We start from the raw sequence: 17886 nt of genomic DNA, 5'->3' as shown, positions 1-17886 counted from the left end.
ACAATTCTATTATTTTGAATACAACTATATCAAATTCAGTATTAACAGCTTCAATAAAACATGCTGGAGCCGAATTATTTTCATTAAAAAACAATCAAGGCAAAGAATTCATTTGGGAAGGAAATCCTGATTTTTGGGGCAAACATTCGCCTATTTTATTTCCTATTGTAGGGACTTTAAAAAACAACACCTATACTATTGATCAAGAGGAATACCAATTACCAAGACATGGTTTTGCAAGAGACATGGAATTTCAATTGATTGAAAAAACGGGAAACAGCGTGGTTTTCTCTTTAGAATCAAACGCAGAAACTTTAAAAAAATATCCTTTTGAATTTGAGTTGCAACTTATTTATACGTTAGAAAACACTTCTTTAAAAATAGAATATATTGTAATTAATAAAGGAGAAACAAGAATGCCTTTTTCAATTGGTGCACATCCCGCAATTGCACTTCCGGAAAGTTTTGAAAATTATGCTTTCAAATTCGAAAAAGACGAAACTCTGAAATTCAACCTTTTAGAAAATGATTTAATTTCTAATAAAACCGAAATTTTAAAGACAACAAACCATACAGTTCCTTTAAATTATAAACTTTTTGAAAATGATGCCCTTGTTTTTAAAACACTAGAATCAAATTCATTGACAATCCTTGAAAATTCAAAGCCTTATGTTCAAGTTGATTTTGAAGATTTTCCTAGTTTAGGAATTTGGACTAAAGACCAAGCACCTTTTGTTTGTATTGAACCTTGGTTTGGGTATTCAGACACAGCAACCAATTCTGGAAATTTATTTGAAAAAGAAGGTGTTATTATTTTAGAAACAGACCAGACTTTTCATTCTCAGTTCAGTATAAAAATTTTGTAAAATGCTAGATTTTAATTTTTATCCGTTTCCAACAATAGAAACAGAACGTTTACTTTTAAGAAGAATTACAAACGACGATGTCACTGAAGTTTTTGAGTTACGCTCAAATCCCGAAACCATGAAATATATTCCGCGTCCATTGGTAAAAAACAATGAAGATGCTTTGGCTCACATTGCCATGATTGATGAAAAGATTGACACAAATATTGGCATCAACTGGGGAATTACCTTAAAAGGCAATTCAAAGCTTTTAGGTATTATTGGTTATTATAGAATGCAACCTGAAAATTACCGTGCCGAAATTGGTTATATGCTATTGCCCGAATTTCATGGAAAAGGAATCATTCCTGAAGCCGTAAATCGATTAATAACTTATGGATTTAACGATATGAAATTGCACTCTATAGAAGCAGTTATCGATCCTGAAAATATAGCGTCTGAAAAAGTATTGGAAAAATGCGGATTTGTTAAAGAAGCTCATTTAAAAGAATCAGAGTTTTATGAAGGTCGTTTTTTAGACAAAGTAATCTACTCATTACTAAATAAATAGGATTTCAACAGTTTCTGACAAAAAAATAATATTGTTAAAAACAAATATTATAAATCATAAAAAAACGTTTATATCTTATATTTGCACGCGAAATAAGCCACTTTAATACTATTTCGCTCTAAAAACATCTTTATGAAAAAAATATTTTTATTAGCCATTATCTTCTTTTCTGTTCAATCTCAAAGTCAGACTTTTATCAAATTTAACGGTGCAACAGCACTTTTAGCTGTTCCAAATGTTGGTATAGAGACCAGCATTGGAGAAAAAACGACTTTCAGTTTTGATGTTATGGCGTCTTTTTGGAAATCGTTCAATGGACATAATCCGATGGAATTTTATACTTTCACTCCTGAAGTTCGATACCACTTCAAAGAAAAATATGATGGATTTTATGTTGGAGCACATGCTGGCCCAGATATTTACAAAATTCAAAAATGGAATTATTGGGACACCAATATGTACGAAGATGGCTTCGGATATCGTTTAGGTGTTACAGTTGGTTACAATATCAAACTAAGTGATAAGTTTTTATTAGATATTTTTGCAGGCGGTGGATGGCATCAAGGATTTTATAAAGGTCATTACAATGACGGGACACCTGGCAGATATCCTATGGATAAAGCGACAGATTACAATAAAAGCGGAGAATGGATGCCGTACCGTGGCGGTGTTATGATTTCATATAAATTATAAAAATCAGCTTAATTTAGGAAGTGTTTTAATATAAAGATCTTCAACTTTTTTACGAGCCCAATCTGTTTTTCTTAAAAAAGTAAGTGATGATTTTACACTCGGATTTGAATTAAAACATTTTATTGGAATTAATTCGCCTAAAGTATCAAAACCATAATAATCGACTAAAGTTTCGACAATTTTTTGAAGTGTAATTCCGTGTAAAGGATCATTTGATTTGTTTTCCATTTTATGCTTTTTAAATTATATCAAAAAGACCGTACTCTAAAAAGTACGGTCTTTTTCTTTGTAAAATTACTAAAAGAATTTCACGTTAATAAATAAAAACAAATTAGAATATAAATTTGAATCCTACAGAAATTGGAGTTGTTAAGTTTGGAGCACTACCGCCCAATTTAGAATTGTAATAAGAATCAACATTCGCAACATGAGCTAATCCAAAATTTGTAACAGTTGTTTTCTCTCCATTTTCTGGTTTTAGTGTTGTAGAAGTAAAGTTTACTAAATCATAAGAAAACTCTACAGAGAAATTCTTAGTTACAAAATAATCAAAACCTCCTGATACAGACACTCCAACTTGATTTACTTTTAAATTGCTTTCTTTTTCTTTTCCTGTAATCACAGGTACTGCAGCTTGTCCGAAGAAATATAAAGAACCTGCTACGTTCCAGTATTTTCTAGCCAATGGCTGAATAACAATCAAGTCTGTATTGGCAAGTGTTCTAACATCTGTACTACCAACTACATAACCATCTGATTTAATGTTAATGTAACCAATTCCAGCACCTACTGCTACAGATGGTGTAACAAATGTACCAACTATTGGCAACACCGATATATTTGTTCCTTTAACCTCTCCACTTTTAGTTTGTTGATAACCAAATTGAGAAGTTGCAAACCAAGCCCCTTTTAGACCTTGACTTGAATCTTGAGCATGAGCCATAAATCCAATAAATGCAATACTAACTAAGGTGAAAATCTTTTTCATTTTAAGTTTGTTTTAAATTATTGAACAAACTTAACTGTAAGCTTTTTCTTAAATACTGATTAAAATCATAGATTAAAAAAAAACTTTTAATTATATCATATCGCATCAAAATTTTTCAATTTTGTTTTACATTTGCGTTATGATAAAATCAGTTAACATACTAAACAAAAGAGCCCGATTTGATTATGAAATAATCGATACATATACTGCCGGAATTGTTTTGGCAGGTACTGAAATCAAATCAATACGCTTAGGAAAAGCAAATATTACAGAGAGTTTTTGCGAATTCAGTGGCATGGAACTTTTTGCCATCAATACTTATATCGAAGAATATTCTTTTGGTAATCAGTTCAATCACAAATCAAGAAGTGAACGAAAATTACTTCTAAATAAAAAAGAACTAAAAACGCTTCATAAAAGTGTTCAAGCAAAGGGACTTACAATTGTTCCGTTGAAATTATTTACAAACGAAAAAGGATTAGCAAAACTGCAAATCGGTCTTTGTAAAGGAAAGAAAAATTACGACAAACGTGAATCTCTAAAAGAACAAGACACAAAACGCGATTTAGACAGAATCAAAAAAGCATACAACTAATGCTTCTTTAATTTTCTCAAAATGATGCTTTTATAAATATTTTATCGTTATTTTTACTACAAACAATATAACCGTAAAATATGAAAAAGTATCTACTTATGTTAACCGCCGTGCTGTCTCTCTCAGGTTGTGGCAGCAATACTTCTATCGTAAATAGCTGGAGAGACCCAGATGTAACCGTTACACAGGAGCAATTCAAAAAAGTTTTAGTCGTTGCTTTGGTCAAAGATGAAGCTTCCAGAAGAATTACTGAAAATAGAATTGCATCAACAAATCCTGTATTCAAAACTTCATATCAATATTTAAATGCAACTTCAGAATTAACAAAGGAGCAAAAATTAAAAATATTGCAAGATGAAAATTTTGATGGAGTTGTTACAATGCGTTTAGTTAGTAAAGAAAAAGAAGTTAATTATGTTCCAGGGACTTATACAGGAATGTATTACGGAGGATTTGACGGAATGTACACGGGAGTTTATGGATATGGTTTTGGTAATTGGTATGGAATGTACTCGCCAAATTTCTACGATCCCGGATACTACCAAGAAACGACTTCTTATCTGGTTGAAACCAATATTTTTTCATTAAAACAAAACAAATTAATTTGGACCGGAACTACCGAATCACAATATGCAACAGATTTAGGCCAAACTATAGATGCGATTATGCAAGCTGTTGTAAAAGAAATGAGAAAAGACGGCTCGCTTCCTCCAAAATAAGATATTAAAAAGCAGTATTTGAAAATGCTGCTTTTATTTCACCCTAAAAATTGACTAAATTTGTCAAGACTAAATGTTTCATAAAATGAAATCGCTTTTAAAAAATGCCCGAGAACAAAAAGGTTTAAAAACACGTGAACTAGCGCAACTTTCGGGAATTGATCAAGCCTTAATTAGCAAATTTGAATCTGGAACGAGAAAACCAACCAAAGATCAAGTTATTAAGCTGTCTCAACTTTTAGAAATTGATTACGAAACCTTAATGATTGCATGGCTTAAAGAGAAGATTCTTTATGAAATTGGCGATGATGATCTTGCTCTAAAAGCATTAAAAGTTGCCGAAGACGAAATCAAATACAACAAAACGGTTTCAAATCTTAAGCTATCTACTTCTTTAGAGAAAATCCTAAAAGAAATTGATATTTTAAAAGAAAAACTAGATTCTTATCGCCAGAATGATAGCTTTAAAGTAAAACAAGCACTAGAACTAGAATACACTTTTGAAAGCAACAGAATCGAAGGAAACACCATGACACTTCGTGAAACTGATATGGTTATCAATGAAGGCTTAACAATTTCTGGAAAAAGCATGCGCGAACATCTTGAAGCCATTAATCATCAGGAAGCTATTGGTTTCATAAAAGAATTAATGAGTAAAAATAATTCGTTAAACGAGCGAGACCTATTATCTATTCATAATTTAATTCTTCGTGGAATAATTCCAGAAGATGCTGGACGCTACAGAAAAGTTCAAATTATGATACAGGAAAGCACACATATGCCTCCACAGCCGTTGATGGTTCCACAAGAAATGGAAAAATATTTCACTTGGTATGAAATCAATAAAAACAAGTTGCACCCAATTATTTTAGCAGCCGAAATGCATGAAAGATTAGTTACAATTCACCCTTTTATTGATGGAAACGGAAGAACTTCAAGATTGATAATGAATTTAATTCTGATGCAAAGAGGTTATCCTATTGCTAATATTAAAGGTGATTACGAAACTCGAATGCAATATTACCAGTCTTTAGAAACTGCTCAAACCAAAAAAGATAAAGAAGATTTTTTTCTGTTTATCGCTCAAAAAGAAAAAGAAAGTCTGGAAAGATATATTTCAATTCTTACGCAATAAAAAAGCCCATTTTAAAACGGGCTTTTTATTTAATTTTTATCTTCTAGCAAAGGAACAAATCGAAATTCTCCAAACTCATGTTTTTCAAATTGCGTTTCGTTCTTTCTTATCAATAAAGTCATAATTTGAACATCTTCTCCTAACGGAATTACCAACCTTCCTCCTATTTTTAATTGTGCCATTAATGGCTGCGGAATAAAAGGCGCACCTGCTGTAACTATGATACTGTCAAAAGGTGCAAAATTTGGCAATCCTTTATAGCCGTCTCCAAAAGTAACGTGTTTTGGGCGAATGTTTAATTTTGGAAATAAATTAGATGTTGTTTTAAATAATTCACTTTGTCTTTCAACTGTATATACTTTAGCGCCAAGCATAAACAAAACAGCTGTCTGGTAACCAGAACCTGTTCCTATTTCTAAAACTTTATGATCCTTTTTAACTTCAAGCAATTGCGACTGAAAAGCTACTGTATAAGGTTGCGAAATGGTTTGTCCTGCACCAATCGGAAATGCTTTGTCTTGATAAGCGAAATCTTCAAAACTTGAATTCAAAAAAAGGTGTCTCGGGATTTTTTTTATCGCATCCAAAACTGCTCTGTCAGTAATTCCTTTTTGTTCTAAAGTGCTTACTAATTGATTACGAAGTCCTTGATGTTTGGCAGTGTCTTTCAAAATGGGTAGGTTTTATTTTCGCAAAAATAAGAAACAAAACAGGATTTCAAATATTGATTTTTAAATAATAAATTTTATAAAGTCGAAAGTCAAAAGCCGAAAGTCAAAAGCTGCAACATATAATTTACAATTCACAATTCATAACTCACAATTAGATGAATTCATTTTCACTTTCAACAAATAAATTATATTTTTGTTTAAAATACATTCTCATGTTAAAAGTAGGAGTTTTAGGTGCTGGTCATCTTGGTAAAATACATTTACGCTTATTACAACAATCTGACAAATACGAATTAGTTGGATTTTACGACGAAAATCAAGAAAATGCCGAAAGAATCTCAAAAGAGTTTGGCTATAAAAACTTCAGCACAATTGCAAAACTCATTCACGCTGTCGACGTGATTGATATTGTTACTCCAACACTTTCACACTATAAATGTGCTAAAGTTGCAATCAAATCTGGAAAACATATTTTTATTGAAAAACCAATTGCCAACACTGTAGAAGAAGCTGAAGAAATCATTGCTTTGGCCAAAGAATACAATGTAAAAGGGCAAGTTGGCCATGTAGAGCGCTTTAATCCTGCGTTTATTGCTACAAAAAACATGATCGAGAACCCGATGTTTATCGAAACACATCGTTTGGCAGAATTTAATCCGCGTGGTACAGATGTGCCTGTAGTTTTAGATTTGATGATTCATGATATTGACGCTATTTTGAGCGTTGTGAAATCAAAAGTAAAAGATATTCACGCTAGCGGTGTATCTGTAATTAGTGATACTCCTGATATTGCCAATGCCAGAATTGAATTTGAAAATGGCTGTGTTGCCAATTTAACGGCAAGCAGAATTTCGATGAAAAACATGCGTAAATCACGTTTCTTTCAAAAAGACGCTTATATTTCTGTTGACTTTTTGGAGAAAAAATGCGAAGTGGTTCGTATGAAAGACGCACCAGAAGTTCCTGGAGATTTTGATATGATTCTTCAAAATGCTGAAGGCGTAAAAAAACAAATCTATTTCACCAATCCTGATGTAGAGCACAATAATGCAATTTTGGATGAATTAAATTCGTTTGCAGACGCTATTAATAACAACACAACTCCAGTTGTAACACTTGAGCAGGCAACAGACGCATTACGCGTGGCTTATCAAATTATTGATTGTTTCAATAAATAGTTTAAAAAAAGTAAATCAAAATAAATAGCCACGAATTCACGAATTATTTGATGAATTCGTGGCTAAATCATAAAAAAACACCTAGCATAAAATGAAAACAATAGCTGTAATTGGAGCAGGAACAATGGGTAACGGAATTGCTCATACTTTTGCACAAAGCGGATTTACCGTAAAATTAATTGATGTTTCTGAAAAATCATTAGATAAAGGAATGGCAACAATTGCTGCCAACTTAGATAGAATGTTATCTAAAGGAACCATCACGCAAGAAGACGTTGCTAAAACCATCACCAATATTATTACTTATACTGATATTAAAGATGGAGTTGTTGGCGTTGATTTAGTTGTTGAAGCTGCAACAGAGAATGTTGAATTAAAACTGAACATCTTCAAACAATTAAACGAATATTGTTCTCATAACACGATTCTAGCAACCAATACTTCTTCAATTTCGATTACTCAAATTGGAGCTGTTGTGGCACATCCTGAACGTGTTATTGGTATGCACTTTATGAATCCGGTGCCGATTATGAAATTGGTTGAAATAATCCGCGGATACAACACAAGCGATGAAGTAACTAAAATCATCATGAATTTATCTGAAAAATTGGGTAAAGTTCCTGTAGAAGTAAATGATTATCCAGGTTTTGTGGCAAACAGAATTTTAATGCCAATGTTAAACGAAGCAATTGAAACCTTATACAATGGTGTTGCTGGAGTTTACGAAATTGACACGGTAATGAAATTAGGAATGGGACATCCAATGGGACCATTACAATTAGCTGATTTCATTGGTCTTGACGTTTGTCTTGCCATTTTAAACGTAATGTACGACGGATTCAAAAATCCTAAATATGCCCCTTGCCCATTATTAGTAAATATGGTTAGAGCTGGAAAATTGGGAGTAAAATCTGGTGAAGGTTTTTATGATTATAGCGAAAGCAAAAAGGCAGAGAAAATCTCGAAACAGTTTATTTAGCATTTCCATTTCCTAAAGTAAGAATACTTTTCGTCTAATATATGATTACATTTGAAGGAGAATATAAAAATTTAAAAGCTCGAATTTTTAGCGAAAAAACCTTCGCATTTTTATTTGTATTTATATTTTACTCATTTATACTTTCTCATTTTTTTAAAGACGAAAATCTAAAATATTATGCATACTTTCTTGAATTTGCTCTTTTAATCTTATGCATTGCATTAGCCGTAAACACATTTAAAAGTATTATTAATGTGGTCACTATTGATGAAAATAAGGTGATTTTAGAAGGTGAAGTATTCAATAATAAATGGGAAAAGTCAATTCCATTAAAAGGAACAAGAATTGAAGTTAAGGGTAATGCCTCTCGATCAGGCTTATCTGGAGTTACTTTTTATATAAACTTAAAAAACAAAAAAAACAAATACAACATAAATTCATTTCAAACATTTTCTGATGAGCAAATAATTGAAATATTTAATGAATTTAAAAAGTACAAAGGAGAAAAAATTATAATTGACGAAAGGTTATATATAATGAGAATCCATGAAAAAATAGAAAAATGTCAATAGCCTCAAACTTAAATACAATCAAATCAACTTTACCTGAACACGTAACTCTAGTTGCCGTTTCAAAAACCAAACCTGTATCCGATTTGATGCAGGCTTATGAAGCTGGCCAACGCATTTTTGGAGAAAACAAAATTCAGGAAATGACGGAGAAATGGGAACAAATGCCAAAAGATATCCAATGGCATATGATTGGTCACGTTCAGTCGAATAAAGTCAAATTTATGGCGCCGTATGTCACTTTGATTCACGGCGTTGACAGTTTGAAATTATTGCAAGAAATCAATAAACAAGCTTTAAAAAATAATAGAACAATAGATTGTCTTCTTCAGATTTATATTGCTGAAGAAGAATCTAAATTTGGTTTAGACGAAAATGAATTAAATGAACTTTTAACTTCTTCGGAGTTTAAAGAGTTGAAAAATATTCGTATATTAGGTTTAATGGGAATGGCAACCTTCACCGAAGACCAAAACCAGATTAAAAAAGAATTTACCCATTTAAAAAACATTTTTGATTCGATAAAAGATCTGCAAACAGAAAACTGCAATCTGAACACGATATCAATGGGAATGTCTGGAGATTATCAATTGGCAATAGAATGCGGAAGCACAATGGTAAGAATTGGAAGCAGCATTTTTGGAGGAAGATAATAATTGTAGATTAAAGATTGTAGATTTACTGAATACTAAAAATTGAACACTGATTACTGAATTTGTACGCGATATTAGACATAGAAACCACTGGAGGACAATTTAATGAAGAAGGAATTACTGAAATCGCCATCTACAAATTTGACGGGCATGAAGTAGTTGATCAATTCATAAGTCTTGTAAATCCTGAAATTCCGATTCAGCCTTTTGTAGTAAAACTGACCGGAATCAATAACGCTATGCTGCAGTCTGCGCCAAAGTTCTATGAAGTTGCCAAACGAATTATTGAAATCACTTCAGACTGTGTGATCGTTGCTCACAACGCTTCTTTTGATTACAGAATCCTTCGAACAGAATTTCGTCGTTTAGGCTATGATTTTGAAGCCAAAACACTTTGCACAGTAGAATTAGCTAAAAAATTAATTCCAGAACAACCTTCATATAGTCTAGGAAAATTGGTGCGCGCGCTCGGAATTCCAATGGCAGACAGACATCGCGCCAGCGGAGATGCAATGGCAACGACCAAGTTGTTCAAAATGCTTCTAGAAAAAGACATAGAAAAAACAATCGTCAAAGATTTTATAAAATTAGAAATAGAAAAAGGAATTGCGCCAAAATTTCTCGATCTTTTAAGCCAAATGCCAACTAAAACTGGTGTTTACTACATCTATAACGAAAGTGGCACTTTGATTTATATTGGCAAAAGCCAAAATATTAAAAAGAGAATCAATCAACATTTCACGGGAGTAACAACCAAAAGTAAAAAAATTCAAGCCGAAGTTTTCACCATTACCTATGACGAAACCGGAAGCGAATTAATTGCTCTTTTAAAAGAAAGCGAAGAAATAAAAGTAAACAGACCGAGATACAACCGTGCACAACGAAAAACAATTTTTCAATATGCACTTTATGCTGAAAAAGATGCAAACGGGTATCTTAACCTAAAACTTGAAAAAGCAGATGGACGAAAAAAGGAAATTACATCTTATGCTAGTTTGCAGGAAGGCAAAAATGCACTTTTTAGATATACCTCAAAATATCATTTATGTCAAAAATTAACAGGTTTGTACATCACTAAAAAGGAATGTTTTCAATACAAAATCAAAGAATGTGATGGCGCGTGCATTGGCGAAATTACACCCGAAGTTTACAATTTAAGAGTACATCAATTTATTTCAGAAAACAGTTTCGAGAACAAAAGCATGATTTTAATTGACCGCGGGAGAAATGTAAATGAAAGAAGTGCTATTTTGATCGAAAACGGAATCTACAAAGGATACGCTTATTACGATCTTAATTATCAAATTTCTAACATCGAAATTTTAAAAAACATATTGATTCCAATGCAACACAATCGTGATGTAAAAAATATAATTCAAAGTTATCTTCGCAAAAGTAAATCAATAAAAATCTTACATTTTTAACAAAACAAAACTTTGATTATCTTTAAGGATATGAAAAAGACAAAATCACAATACGAAATCTTTAGAGAAAAAGTCAAAATCGTTCTTTATGGTACCAATACCATTTTAGGCAGGATGTTCGATTTAGTATTGCTGGGCCTAATTTTATTGAGCGTTCTTTTGATCATGCTTGATACGGTTGAAGGAGTCAGTTCTAAGTATCATCAACAATTGCTGATCTGCGAATGGATAATCACAGTGTTTTTCACTATCGAATACATTCTAAGAATTATCTCAATTCAAAAACCCGTCAAATACATTTTCAGCTTTTACGGAATCATCGATTTACTGGCCGTTTTACCCATGTATTTATCGATCTTTTTTCCAGGAGCGAGCATTTTGTCAATCGTAAGAGCATTGCGTTTTCTTCGATTATTCAAAATTTTGCATATTCCGCAAATCAACCATCAATCCCTGCAATTAAAAGAAGCTATAGAAGCCAGCAAAGAAAAAATTCTGGTATTTATTTATTTTGTTCTAATTAGTACCGTAATAATCGGGACAGTAATGTATCTAGTGGAAGGTAGAGTATCAGGATTCACAAGCATTCCGATGGGGATTTATTGGACAATAGTAACTTTAACAACTGTTGGTTACGGTGATATTTCGCCACAAACCCCACTTGGGCAATTTATTGCCGCTTTTGTAATGATTTTAGGTTACGGAATCATCGCTGTTCCAACCGGAATTGTAACAGCCGAATTTGCTAAAAGCAGTTTGAGAAACAACTCTGTAAGCGGTAAAAAAACATGCCGAAAATGTCAGTCACAAGCCCATTTTGACAACGCAAAATATTGTTACGAATGCGGAACCGAACTGCCAAATAATTAATTTTTAGAAGCTAATCCAGCTGTACATTACAACTCCTCCTTATATTTGTAATTTTTTAAGGCATAAAAGGAGCTTCCGTTAGTCGCTCTTTTACACCAAAAAAATTCAACAAATATAAGTCCGGGGTTTCCATTTCCATCTGGGCTAAAAAATATGAAACACCTAATTACCATTGTCGGACCAACAGCTATAGGCAAAACAGCCTTGAGTATTGCATTAGCACAACATTTTAAATGCGAAATCGTTTCTTGCGACAGCCGTCAGTTTTTTAAAGAAATGACCATCGGAACTGCAGTTCCAAGCCAAGAAGAACTCAATTCAGCCCAACATCATTTCATTCAAAACAAATCTATTTTTGAAAATTATACCGTTGGCGATTACGAAAAAGAAGCTTTAGCCAAAATTGAAAAATTATTTCAACACAATGATTTTGTAATTTTAATAGGCGGATCAGGTTTATATGTTGACGCCATTTTAAAAGGATTCGACGAATTTCCAGAAATCGATCCAAAAGTTCGTGCAGAAGTAAATTCAAACTACGAAAAACTCGGAATTGAATATCTTCAAGAACAACTGAAAAATTTAGATCCCGATTATTATCAAAAAATAACTTTAGAAAATCCACAAACACTACAAAACCCACAACGAATGATGCGTTTTGTTGAAGTTTGCATTGGATCACAAAAACCATATTCTTCTTTCCTAAATTTAAAGAAAAATAATAGAAACTTCACTCCTATTCTAATTGGCTTAGATGCAGATAGAGAAATCATTTACAGCCGAATCAACCAACGTGTTGACATCATGATGAACGAAGGATTATTAAAAGAAGCGGAAACGCTTTATCCTAACAAAGCGTTAAATGCGCTTCAAACGGTCGGTTATAGAGAATTATTTAGTTATTTTGACGGAGATTTCACTTTGCCTTTCGCCATAGAAGAAATCAAAAAGAACACACGAAGATTCTCGAAAAGACAATTAACGTGGTTCAAACGAAACGAAAACACCAAATGGTTTGATTATGCTACAGATAGAAAAGAAATCATCAAGTACGTAGAAAAAATTCTAAAATAAAATCTTTTTTCTTTCTTCTATATTCTATTTTCTAAAGCAAAAATCTAAAATCATCAATCTAAAATCTAAAATCAACAATGCCAATATCTCCCAATTTCACATCAGTTCTAAGCAAAGACTGGGAAATCAATTTCACGCAATGTACGCCAAACGGCTACTTAAAATATACCGATCTATGCAATCTTTTACAATTAACCGCTGCAGCGCATTCAGAAGTTGGCGGAATTAGTTTTTATGACATGCAGGAGTTTCATCAAGCATGGGTTTTGAGCCGAATGCGTGTTGAAATTACCGCATTGCCAAAATGGCAAGATGTTGTCACTGTAAAAACATGGATTAATAGTTTAGAAAATTCACGTTCCGTTCGTGCGCTAGAAATGTACGTAAATGGAAAAAAAATCGTTGGTTGCGAAACCTATTGGGCTGTTTTCAACACACAATTACGCCGTCCTGAAGCATTGGCACTTCCTTATGAACATTTCGAATTATTCCCAGATGAAAGAGCAACAGAAGAAGGATTTTCAAAAATCAATATCAATCACGAAAAAGAAGCCGTTTTCGAAAAAACCGTCTATTTATCCGATTTAGACATTGTAAATCACGTAAATAACGTAAAATATCTGGAATGGTGTTTGGATCATGTTGATCCAAAACGAATCATGAAACAAGAAGTGAAAAGTTTTGAAATGAATTTCATGAAAGAGCTTTCACTTGAAGATAATGTTGTAATTCACGAAAGCGAAGATGATGATCATACTACTGCAACATTCAGCATCACAAAAGGCGAAAAAACTTGTTTTGCTTTGGAATTGCATTGGAAATAACTTGGTAAAGTCCCTACGGGACATTTTGCACTTGAAAATTATTTTTCTACCAAACTTTAGTCTCTCCGAGACATTTCTATTTACTTTATCCAACAGCCATAACGCAATTACACAAAAAACTCCTCTAGGAGTTTAAGATTGGTAACACTAAAACATTACATAAGCATAAGTGTCCCGTAGGGACATCACTCAGTGACAAACAAAAAAAAACGATGCAATTTGCATCGTTTTTTCGTCAAAATCATTTCGATTTCTTTTTAGAACCTTTCCTAGATTTCTTTTTCTTCTTTTTCAGCAAATCAATTTTATTCTCAATCCTCTTCTCAACATCTGTAATATCAGACTCATAATTAAATTGCAAAGAATGAAGTTTTGCATTTTTAATTTCTTTCAATGCTTTTTTAAATTCACTTTGTGCTTCTAAAAGAATAGCTTTTTTGACATAAATCTCTGACTTATTGATTCCTTTTACCGTCAGAGCAAAATCTATTAACTTCTGCGCTTCTTCATAATCTTCATTTAAAATCAACGTTTTTAAATAATACGGATATACTTCAAGAGCATGAATATTAATCGATAAAGCTTGCTGAAAATAAGATTTCGCTTCTTCATAATTCATTAATTGTTCTGCCTGAATTCTTCCATACAAACACAAAACCATTGTATTTTTATCATCATAAGAAAAAGCATAATCTAAAGATTCAATTGTTCCTTCCAACCAAAACGGATAATTATCCAAGGCCTGAAAAAGGTATTTATCAGTTGTTTTCATTGCGTAAATCGTTTTTTAATTTCTGACGAGTTCCTTTGTAGCTTTTCTCTACTTTGTTCTTTTTAAAATCACTTCCTGTAAAAACTCTTGCCGGATTTCCACGTTCTACATTGAGTTGGTTTTCCCATTGTTTTCCAACGTGATTTTTAAGCTGAACCAATTTTTCGTCTTCTAATTTTTTTAATAATCTTTCTGTTGCCAGTTTTTTGTTTTGATGCTGAGAACGGCTGTCCATAGAAACGACTGCAATTCCAGTCGGAATATGAGTTGCCCGAATTGCCGAGCTCACTTTATTCACATGCTGACCGCCGGCGCCAGAACTTCTCATAGCTTGATACTGAATATCATTTTCTGAAACTAATACATTCTTTTGCTGTTCAATTTCAAAAATTCCAATAAACCAGTTTTTGCGTTTGTGCATTTTCCTAAACTGACTTTGTCCAATCCATTGAATCGTTCCAACCCAGGATTTCACAAACTGATCAGCATTTTTTCCTTTTACAGAAATCGATGCGGTTTCAATCGTTCCGTTTTCTTCTCCTTTTTCTCTTTGGAGCAAAACCACATCTAAATTTTGATCATGAGCTTCTTCCAAAACTTTTTTTAGCACTTGGGCAACAACCCAAGTGCATTCTGCAGGTCCGCGACCCGCTGTTATCTGAATTATTTTTTCCATTTTAAATTTCTTCTTAACGATCCATTCTAACGATCTTCGGCGTAAAAGTTCCCAAAACTTCAACTAGATCAGTTTGGTTTGCCATTATTTTTGTGATGTCTTTGTATGCCATTGGCGCCTCGTCAATATTACCGCCAATTAAAGTCACCTCATGTTTCTTCAATTCTTTATTGATTTGACTTTGTGTAAAACTGCTTTTGCATTTTGCTCTCGAAAACAAACGTCCCGCTCCGTGCGAAGCCGAATTCAAACTTTCAGCATTTCCTTTACCTTTTACAATAAAACCCGGAGCAGTCATCGAACCCGGAATAATTCCTAATTGTCCTTCTCCGGCTGGTGTTGCACCTTTTCTATGCACAATACACTCTTGACCGTTTACGATTTCTTTCCAAGCAAAATTGTGATGGTTTTCAATGGTAACCACTACCCTCTTGCCGATCGCTTTAGCAATTCGTCTGTGAATATCATCATGACAGGCTTTTGCATATTCTCCTGCTAAATTCATTGCCAGCCAATATTCCTGACCATCATGCGTATTCAAATCCAGCCAAGCCAAATGCTGTACATTTTTAGGTAACGGACATTGTTTTGTTGCCAAATGTGTGTAATGCTTCGCAATGTTAGCGCCCAATCCTCGAGAACCGCTGTGTGAAAGAACCGCAAAATATTCCCCTTTTTCTAGCTTCCATTCATTCTCAGGATTTTCAATTTTAGCAATTCCAAATTCTACGAAATGATTTCCTCCTCCTGAACTTCCTAATTGCTTATACGCTTTTGGCAAAAGATTCTTTAACAACGGAATATCTTGAAATTCGCTTTTATGAAAAACTTCATGATCCACTCTTGAAGATTGCACTTCGTTCATGCCAAATTTGGTATTATCTCTTAAAATCGCTTCCAGTTGATATTCTCTTCCTTTAAAATGAGAAGCCGGCAAATCAAAAATCGAAAGGCTCATTCGACAACCAATGTCAACTCCAACTCCATATGGAATTACAGCATTATCAGTGGCTAAGACACCGCCAATTGGCAGTCCATAACCGGAATGCGAATCTGGCATTAAGGCTCCAGCAACAGAAATAGGCAATTTCAAAGAATCGTATAATTGAAATTTAGCTTGCTGGTCAATTTCATTTTCTCCAAAAATGGTAAATGGCGCTCTAGTTGCTTTAAGCTGATGCATTCTTACTTGAACAGGCTTAATTAAACCTTCAGCTACTTTTCCCCAAGTTCCGTTTCCTTCGTATTTTTCAGGATTTAGTAAAACATCTTTTGCTTCTGTTAGAATAGATTCTTTTTTTTCTCTTTTTCTATATCTGTTTATCTGCCCTAAGGCTATGTTTATTGAATTGTTCTTTGGAAAACCCAACTTAATCAGGTCTTTTCCAGATAATTTATTTCCCATAAATTGTTTAATTATATTATTGTGCAGAATAAATCAGATTGAAATCTCAAAGAAATCAAAATGAAATAAACATGCGTAATCATTTATCTTTCGGATAAATACTAAATGCTTTTTTCGGGAAAATTTTGAAGTGTCTAGAATAAAAAAAGCCCGAAACTTAATATCTTCGGGCTTTTTTATATATCTAAAAGTATATTCTAAGATTGAAATAAGCCACGAAGAATTGCTACACCAAATCTGTTTGGTGTGAAGCTTTGTGATGTCGATGTAAGTACAAACATTTTTCTTCGTTTTTAAAGGGTTATTATTTTTTCGTGTGCAAATATTCAGAATTGTTTTTTTATTTTCCAAATTATTTTAAAGAATTTTCTTTAAAATAATTTCAAATCAAACATGACTAAGAAAACAACACTTACATATTCATCTAAAAATCAAAAGATTAAACCAATTAAAGTCTCGAAAAAATTTTAATTTATAGCATAAAAAAAGCCCCGATTTCTCAGGGCTGTATATATTTAGACGAATTATTATTCAGTTACTTTACTTTTTACAACTAGTCTGAATCCTTCTCCGTGGATGTTTAAAATTTCAACATCTTCATCCGCTTTTAGATATTTTCTAAGTTTAGCGATGTAAACGTCCATACTTCTCGAAGTGAAATAGTTGTCATCTCTCCAAATTTTTGTCAAAGCTAATTCTCTTGGCATTAAGTCATTTTCATGAAGAATCAACATTTTTAGCAATTCATTTTCTTTTGGAGACAATTTGATTGGCTCTTCATCTTGGAAAGTCAAGAATCTAAGTTTTGAATTTAAGTGAAATTTACCTATGTTGAATTCAAATTGAACTTGTTCGGCTTTATTATCAGCAGATTTTCTCTGGATAATAGCTTTAATTTTCATTAACAAGACCTCTGAATCAAAAGGTTTATTTAAATAATCGTCTGCACCAGCTTTATATCCTTTCAACACATCCTCTTTCATTGATTTTGCTGTCAAGAAAATAATTGGCACTTCGCTGTTTTTCTCTCTAATTTCTTTGGCTAAAGTATAACCATCTTTATAAGGCATCATTACATCCAAAATGCATAAATCATATACATCCTTTTTGAATTTTTCGAAACCTTCCATACCGTTTTTAGCTAAAGTAACTTCAAAGTCATTTAACATTAGATAATCTTTAAGAACCGCCCCAAAATTTAGGTCATCTTCTACTAAAAGTATTCTTTTGTTAGTATTTTCCATA

21 protein-coding genes are annotated in these 17886 nt (G+C 32.8%); 14 read left to right on the top strand and 7 right to left on the bottom strand.

Features of this window, described 5'->3' with window-relative positions; all coding sequences use genetic code 11:
• Positions 1-14: 14 nt before the first annotated feature.
• The 3 genes from SCB73_RS15355 (at position 15) to SCB73_RS15345 (ending at position 2109) form a co-directional block, all read left to right on the top strand.
• Complete coding sequence (locus SCB73_RS15355; RefSeq protein ID WP_320567081.1) at positions 15-866, top strand: aldose 1-epimerase family protein; 852 nt, start codon at positions 15-17, stop codon at positions 864-866.
• Between the two features lies 1 nt (position 867).
• Positions 868-1416, top strand: a complete 549-nt coding sequence (locus tag SCB73_RS15350) for a GNAT family N-acetyltransferase (protein WP_320567080.1) — start codon at positions 868-870, stop codon at positions 1414-1416.
• 132 nt (positions 1417-1548) lie between these two features.
• Positions 1549-2109: a DUF3575 domain-containing protein gene (locus SCB73_RS15345; RefSeq protein WP_320567079.1), complete on the top strand. Its 561-nt coding sequence runs from the start codon at positions 1549-1551 to the stop codon at positions 2107-2109.
• Positions 2110-2112: 3 nt separating this feature from the next.
• Here the strand turns inward: SCB73_RS15345 and SCB73_RS15340 are convergent, their stop codons facing one another.
• Positions 2113-2337 carry a VF530 family protein gene (locus SCB73_RS15340; RefSeq protein WP_320567078.1) on the bottom strand — a complete coding sequence of 75 codons (225 nt, stop codon included), beginning with the start codon at positions 2335-2337 and terminating at the stop codon, positions 2113-2115.
• A 103-nt stretch (positions 2338-2440) separates the two neighbouring features.
• Positions 2441-3097: a hypothetical protein gene (locus tag SCB73_RS15335; RefSeq protein WP_320567077.1), complete on the bottom strand. Its 657-nt coding sequence runs from the start codon at positions 3095-3097 to the stop codon at positions 2441-2443.
• 139 nt (positions 3098-3236) lie between these two features.
• On the opposite strand from SCB73_RS15335, the gene smpB reads away from it, so the two are divergent.
• The 3 genes from smpB to SCB73_RS15320 all read left to right on the top strand — a co-directional run bounded on the left by smpB (position 3237) and on the right by SCB73_RS15320 (position 5546).
• On the top strand, positions 3237-3692 hold the full coding sequence (gene smpB, locus SCB73_RS15330; RefSeq protein WP_026729458.1) for an SsrA-binding protein SmpB: 456 nt from the start codon (positions 3237-3239) through the stop codon (positions 3690-3692).
• An 80-nt stretch (positions 3693-3772) separates the two neighbouring features.
• Entirely contained in the window at positions 3773-4411 is a 639-nt protein-coding gene (locus SCB73_RS15325) for a hypothetical protein (protein WP_320567076.1), read from the top strand.
• An 85-nt stretch (positions 4412-4496) separates the two neighbouring features.
• The gene (locus tag SCB73_RS15320; RefSeq protein ID WP_320567075.1) at positions 4497-5546 is read left to right on the top strand and encodes a Fic family protein; all 1050 of its coding nucleotides are present in this window, start codon (positions 4497-4499) and stop codon (positions 5544-5546) included.
• Positions 5547-5575: 29 nt separating this feature from the next.
• On the opposite strand, the gene SCB73_RS15315 is transcribed toward SCB73_RS15320, so the two are convergent.
• A complete protein-coding gene (locus tag SCB73_RS15315) occupies positions 5576-6217 on the bottom strand; it encodes a protein-L-isoaspartate(D-aspartate) O-methyltransferase (RefSeq protein WP_320567074.1) in 642 nt (213 codons plus the stop codon).
• A gap of 212 nt (positions 6218-6429) precedes the next feature.
• Between SCB73_RS15315 and SCB73_RS15310 the strand changes: the two genes are divergently transcribed.
• From SCB73_RS15310 to SCB73_RS15275, 8 genes are all read left to right on the top strand, one after another.
• A complete protein-coding gene (locus tag SCB73_RS15310; RefSeq protein WP_320567073.1) occupies positions 6430-7395 on the top strand; it encodes a Gfo/Idh/MocA family protein in 966 nt (321 codons plus the stop codon).
• A 91-nt stretch (positions 7396-7486) separates the two neighbouring features.
• Entirely contained in the window at positions 7487-8374 is an 888-nt protein-coding gene (locus tag SCB73_RS15305; protein WP_320567072.1) for a 3-hydroxyacyl-CoA dehydrogenase family protein, read from the top strand.
• Between the two features lie 41 nt (positions 8375-8415).
• On the top strand, positions 8416-8946 hold the full coding sequence (locus SCB73_RS15300; RefSeq protein WP_320567071.1) for a hypothetical protein: 531 nt from the start codon (positions 8416-8418) through the stop codon (positions 8944-8946).
• Positions 8937-9596, top strand: a complete 660-nt coding sequence (locus SCB73_RS15295; RefSeq protein ID WP_320567070.1) for a YggS family pyridoxal phosphate-dependent enzyme — start codon at positions 8937-8939, stop codon at positions 9594-9596. Before SCB73_RS15300 ends, SCB73_RS15295 begins: the two co-directional genes overlap by 10 nt.
• A 62-nt stretch (positions 9597-9658) precedes the next feature.
• Positions 9659-11020 carry an exonuclease domain-containing protein gene (locus SCB73_RS15290; protein ID WP_320567069.1) on the top strand — a complete coding sequence of 454 codons (1362 nt, stop codon included), beginning with the start codon at positions 9659-9661 and terminating at the stop codon, positions 11018-11020.
• A gap of 30 nt (positions 11021-11050) precedes the next feature.
• Positions 11051-11890 (top strand): ion transporter, encoded by an 840-nt coding sequence (locus tag SCB73_RS15285; protein WP_320567068.1) that lies wholly within the window; start codon positions 11051-11053, stop codon positions 11888-11890.
• 153 nt (positions 11891-12043) lie between these two features.
• A complete protein-coding gene (miaA, locus tag SCB73_RS15280; RefSeq protein WP_320567067.1) occupies positions 12044-12964 on the top strand; it encodes a tRNA (adenosine(37)-N6)-dimethylallyltransferase MiaA in 921 nt (306 codons plus the stop codon).
• A gap of 77 nt (positions 12965-13041) precedes the next feature.
• The gene (locus SCB73_RS15275) at positions 13042-13788 is read left to right on the top strand and encodes an acyl-[acyl-carrier-protein] thioesterase (protein ID WP_320567066.1); all 747 of its coding nucleotides are present in this window, start codon (positions 13042-13044) and stop codon (positions 13786-13788) included.
• Positions 13789-14029: 241 nt separating this feature from the next.
• On the opposite strand, the gene SCB73_RS15270 is transcribed toward SCB73_RS15275, so the two are convergent.
• From SCB73_RS15270 to SCB73_RS15255, 4 genes are all read right to left on the bottom strand, one after another.
• On the bottom strand, positions 14030-14560 hold the full coding sequence (locus SCB73_RS15270) for a hypothetical protein (RefSeq protein WP_320567065.1): 531 nt from the start codon (positions 14558-14560) through the stop codon (positions 14030-14032).
• Entirely contained in the window at positions 14547-15236 is a 690-nt protein-coding gene (gene prfH, locus SCB73_RS15265; protein WP_320567064.1) for a peptide chain release factor H, read from the bottom strand. The genes SCB73_RS15270 and prfH overlap by 14 nt, the downstream gene beginning before the upstream one ends.
• 13 nt (positions 15237-15249) lie before the next feature.
• On the bottom strand, positions 15250-16641 hold the full coding sequence (locus SCB73_RS15260; RefSeq protein WP_320567063.1) for an RtcB family protein: 1392 nt from the start codon (positions 16639-16641) through the stop codon (positions 15250-15252).
• A 527-nt stretch (positions 16642-17168) separates the two neighbouring features.
• Positions 17169-17885 (bottom strand): response regulator transcription factor, encoded by a 717-nt coding sequence (locus tag SCB73_RS15255; protein WP_320567062.1) that lies wholly within the window; start codon positions 17883-17885, stop codon positions 17169-17171.
• Between the last annotated feature and the right edge of the window lies 1 nt (position 17886).

The organism is Flavobacterium sp. KACC 22761, from assembly GCF_034058155.1.
Classification (GTDB): domain Bacteria; phylum Bacteroidota; class Bacteroidia; order Flavobacteriales; family Flavobacteriaceae; genus Flavobacterium.
Note: the sequence above shows the minus strand (reverse complement) of the source record. Positions and strands in the feature narration are given on the sequence as shown.

Bases quoted from the DNA above. Each gene is read 5' to 3' on its own strand.
- SCB73_RS15350 (WP_320567080.1), top strand. From the start codon at position 868: ATGCTAGATTTTAATTTTTATCCGTTTCCAACAATAGAAACAGAACGT.
- SCB73_RS15345 (WP_320567079.1), top strand. From the start codon at position 1,549: ATGAAAAAAATATTTTTATTAGCCATTATCTTCTTTTCTGTTCAATCT.
- SCB73_RS15340 (WP_320567078.1), bottom strand. From the start codon at position 2,337: ATGGAAAACAAATCAAATGATCCTTTACACGGAATTACACTTCAAAAA.
- SCB73_RS15335 (WP_320567077.1), bottom strand. From the start codon at position 3,097: ATGAAAAAGATTTTCACCTTAGTTAGTATTGCATTTATTGGATTTATG.
- smpB (WP_026729458.1), top strand. From the start codon at position 3,237: ATGATAAAATCAGTTAACATACTAAACAAAAGAGCCCGATTTGATTAT.
- SCB73_RS15325 (WP_320567076.1), top strand. From the start codon at position 3,773: ATGAAAAAGTATCTACTTATGTTAACCGCCGTGCTGTCTCTCTCAGGT.
- SCB73_RS15320 (WP_320567075.1), top strand. From the start codon at position 4,497: ATGAAATCGCTTTTAAAAAATGCCCGAGAACAAAAAGGTTTAAAAACA.
- SCB73_RS15310 (WP_320567073.1), top strand. From the start codon at position 6,430: ATGTTAAAAGTAGGAGTTTTAGGTGCTGGTCATCTTGGTAAAATACAT.
- SCB73_RS15305 (WP_320567072.1), top strand. From the start codon at position 7,487: ATGAAAACAATAGCTGTAATTGGAGCAGGAACAATGGGTAACGGAATT.
- SCB73_RS15300 (WP_320567071.1), top strand. From the start codon at position 8,416: ATGATTACATTTGAAGGAGAATATAAAAATTTAAAAGCTCGAATTTTT.
- SCB73_RS15295 (WP_320567070.1), top strand. From the start codon at position 8,937: ATGTCAATAGCCTCAAACTTAAATACAATCAAATCAACTTTACCTGAA.
- SCB73_RS15285 (WP_320567068.1), top strand. From the start codon at position 11,051: ATGAAAAAGACAAAATCACAATACGAAATCTTTAGAGAAAAAGTCAAA.
- miaA (WP_320567067.1), top strand. From the start codon at position 12,044: ATGAAACACCTAATTACCATTGTCGGACCAACAGCTATAGGCAAAACA.
- SCB73_RS15275 (WP_320567066.1), top strand. From the start codon at position 13,042: ATGCCAATATCTCCCAATTTCACATCAGTTCTAAGCAAAGACTGGGAA.
- SCB73_RS15270 (WP_320567065.1), bottom strand. From the start codon at position 14,560: ATGAAAACAACTGATAAATACCTTTTTCAGGCCTTGGATAATTATCCG.
- prfH (WP_320567064.1), bottom strand. From the start codon at position 15,236: ATGGAAAAAATAATTCAGATAACAGCGGGTCGCGGACCTGCAGAATGC.
- SCB73_RS15260 (WP_320567063.1), bottom strand. From the start codon at position 16,641: ATGGGAAATAAATTATCTGGAAAAGACCTGATTAAGTTGGGTTTTCCA.
- SCB73_RS15255 (WP_320567062.1), bottom strand. From the start codon at position 17,885: ATGGAAAATACTAACAAAAGAATACTTTTAGTAGAAGATGACCTAAAT.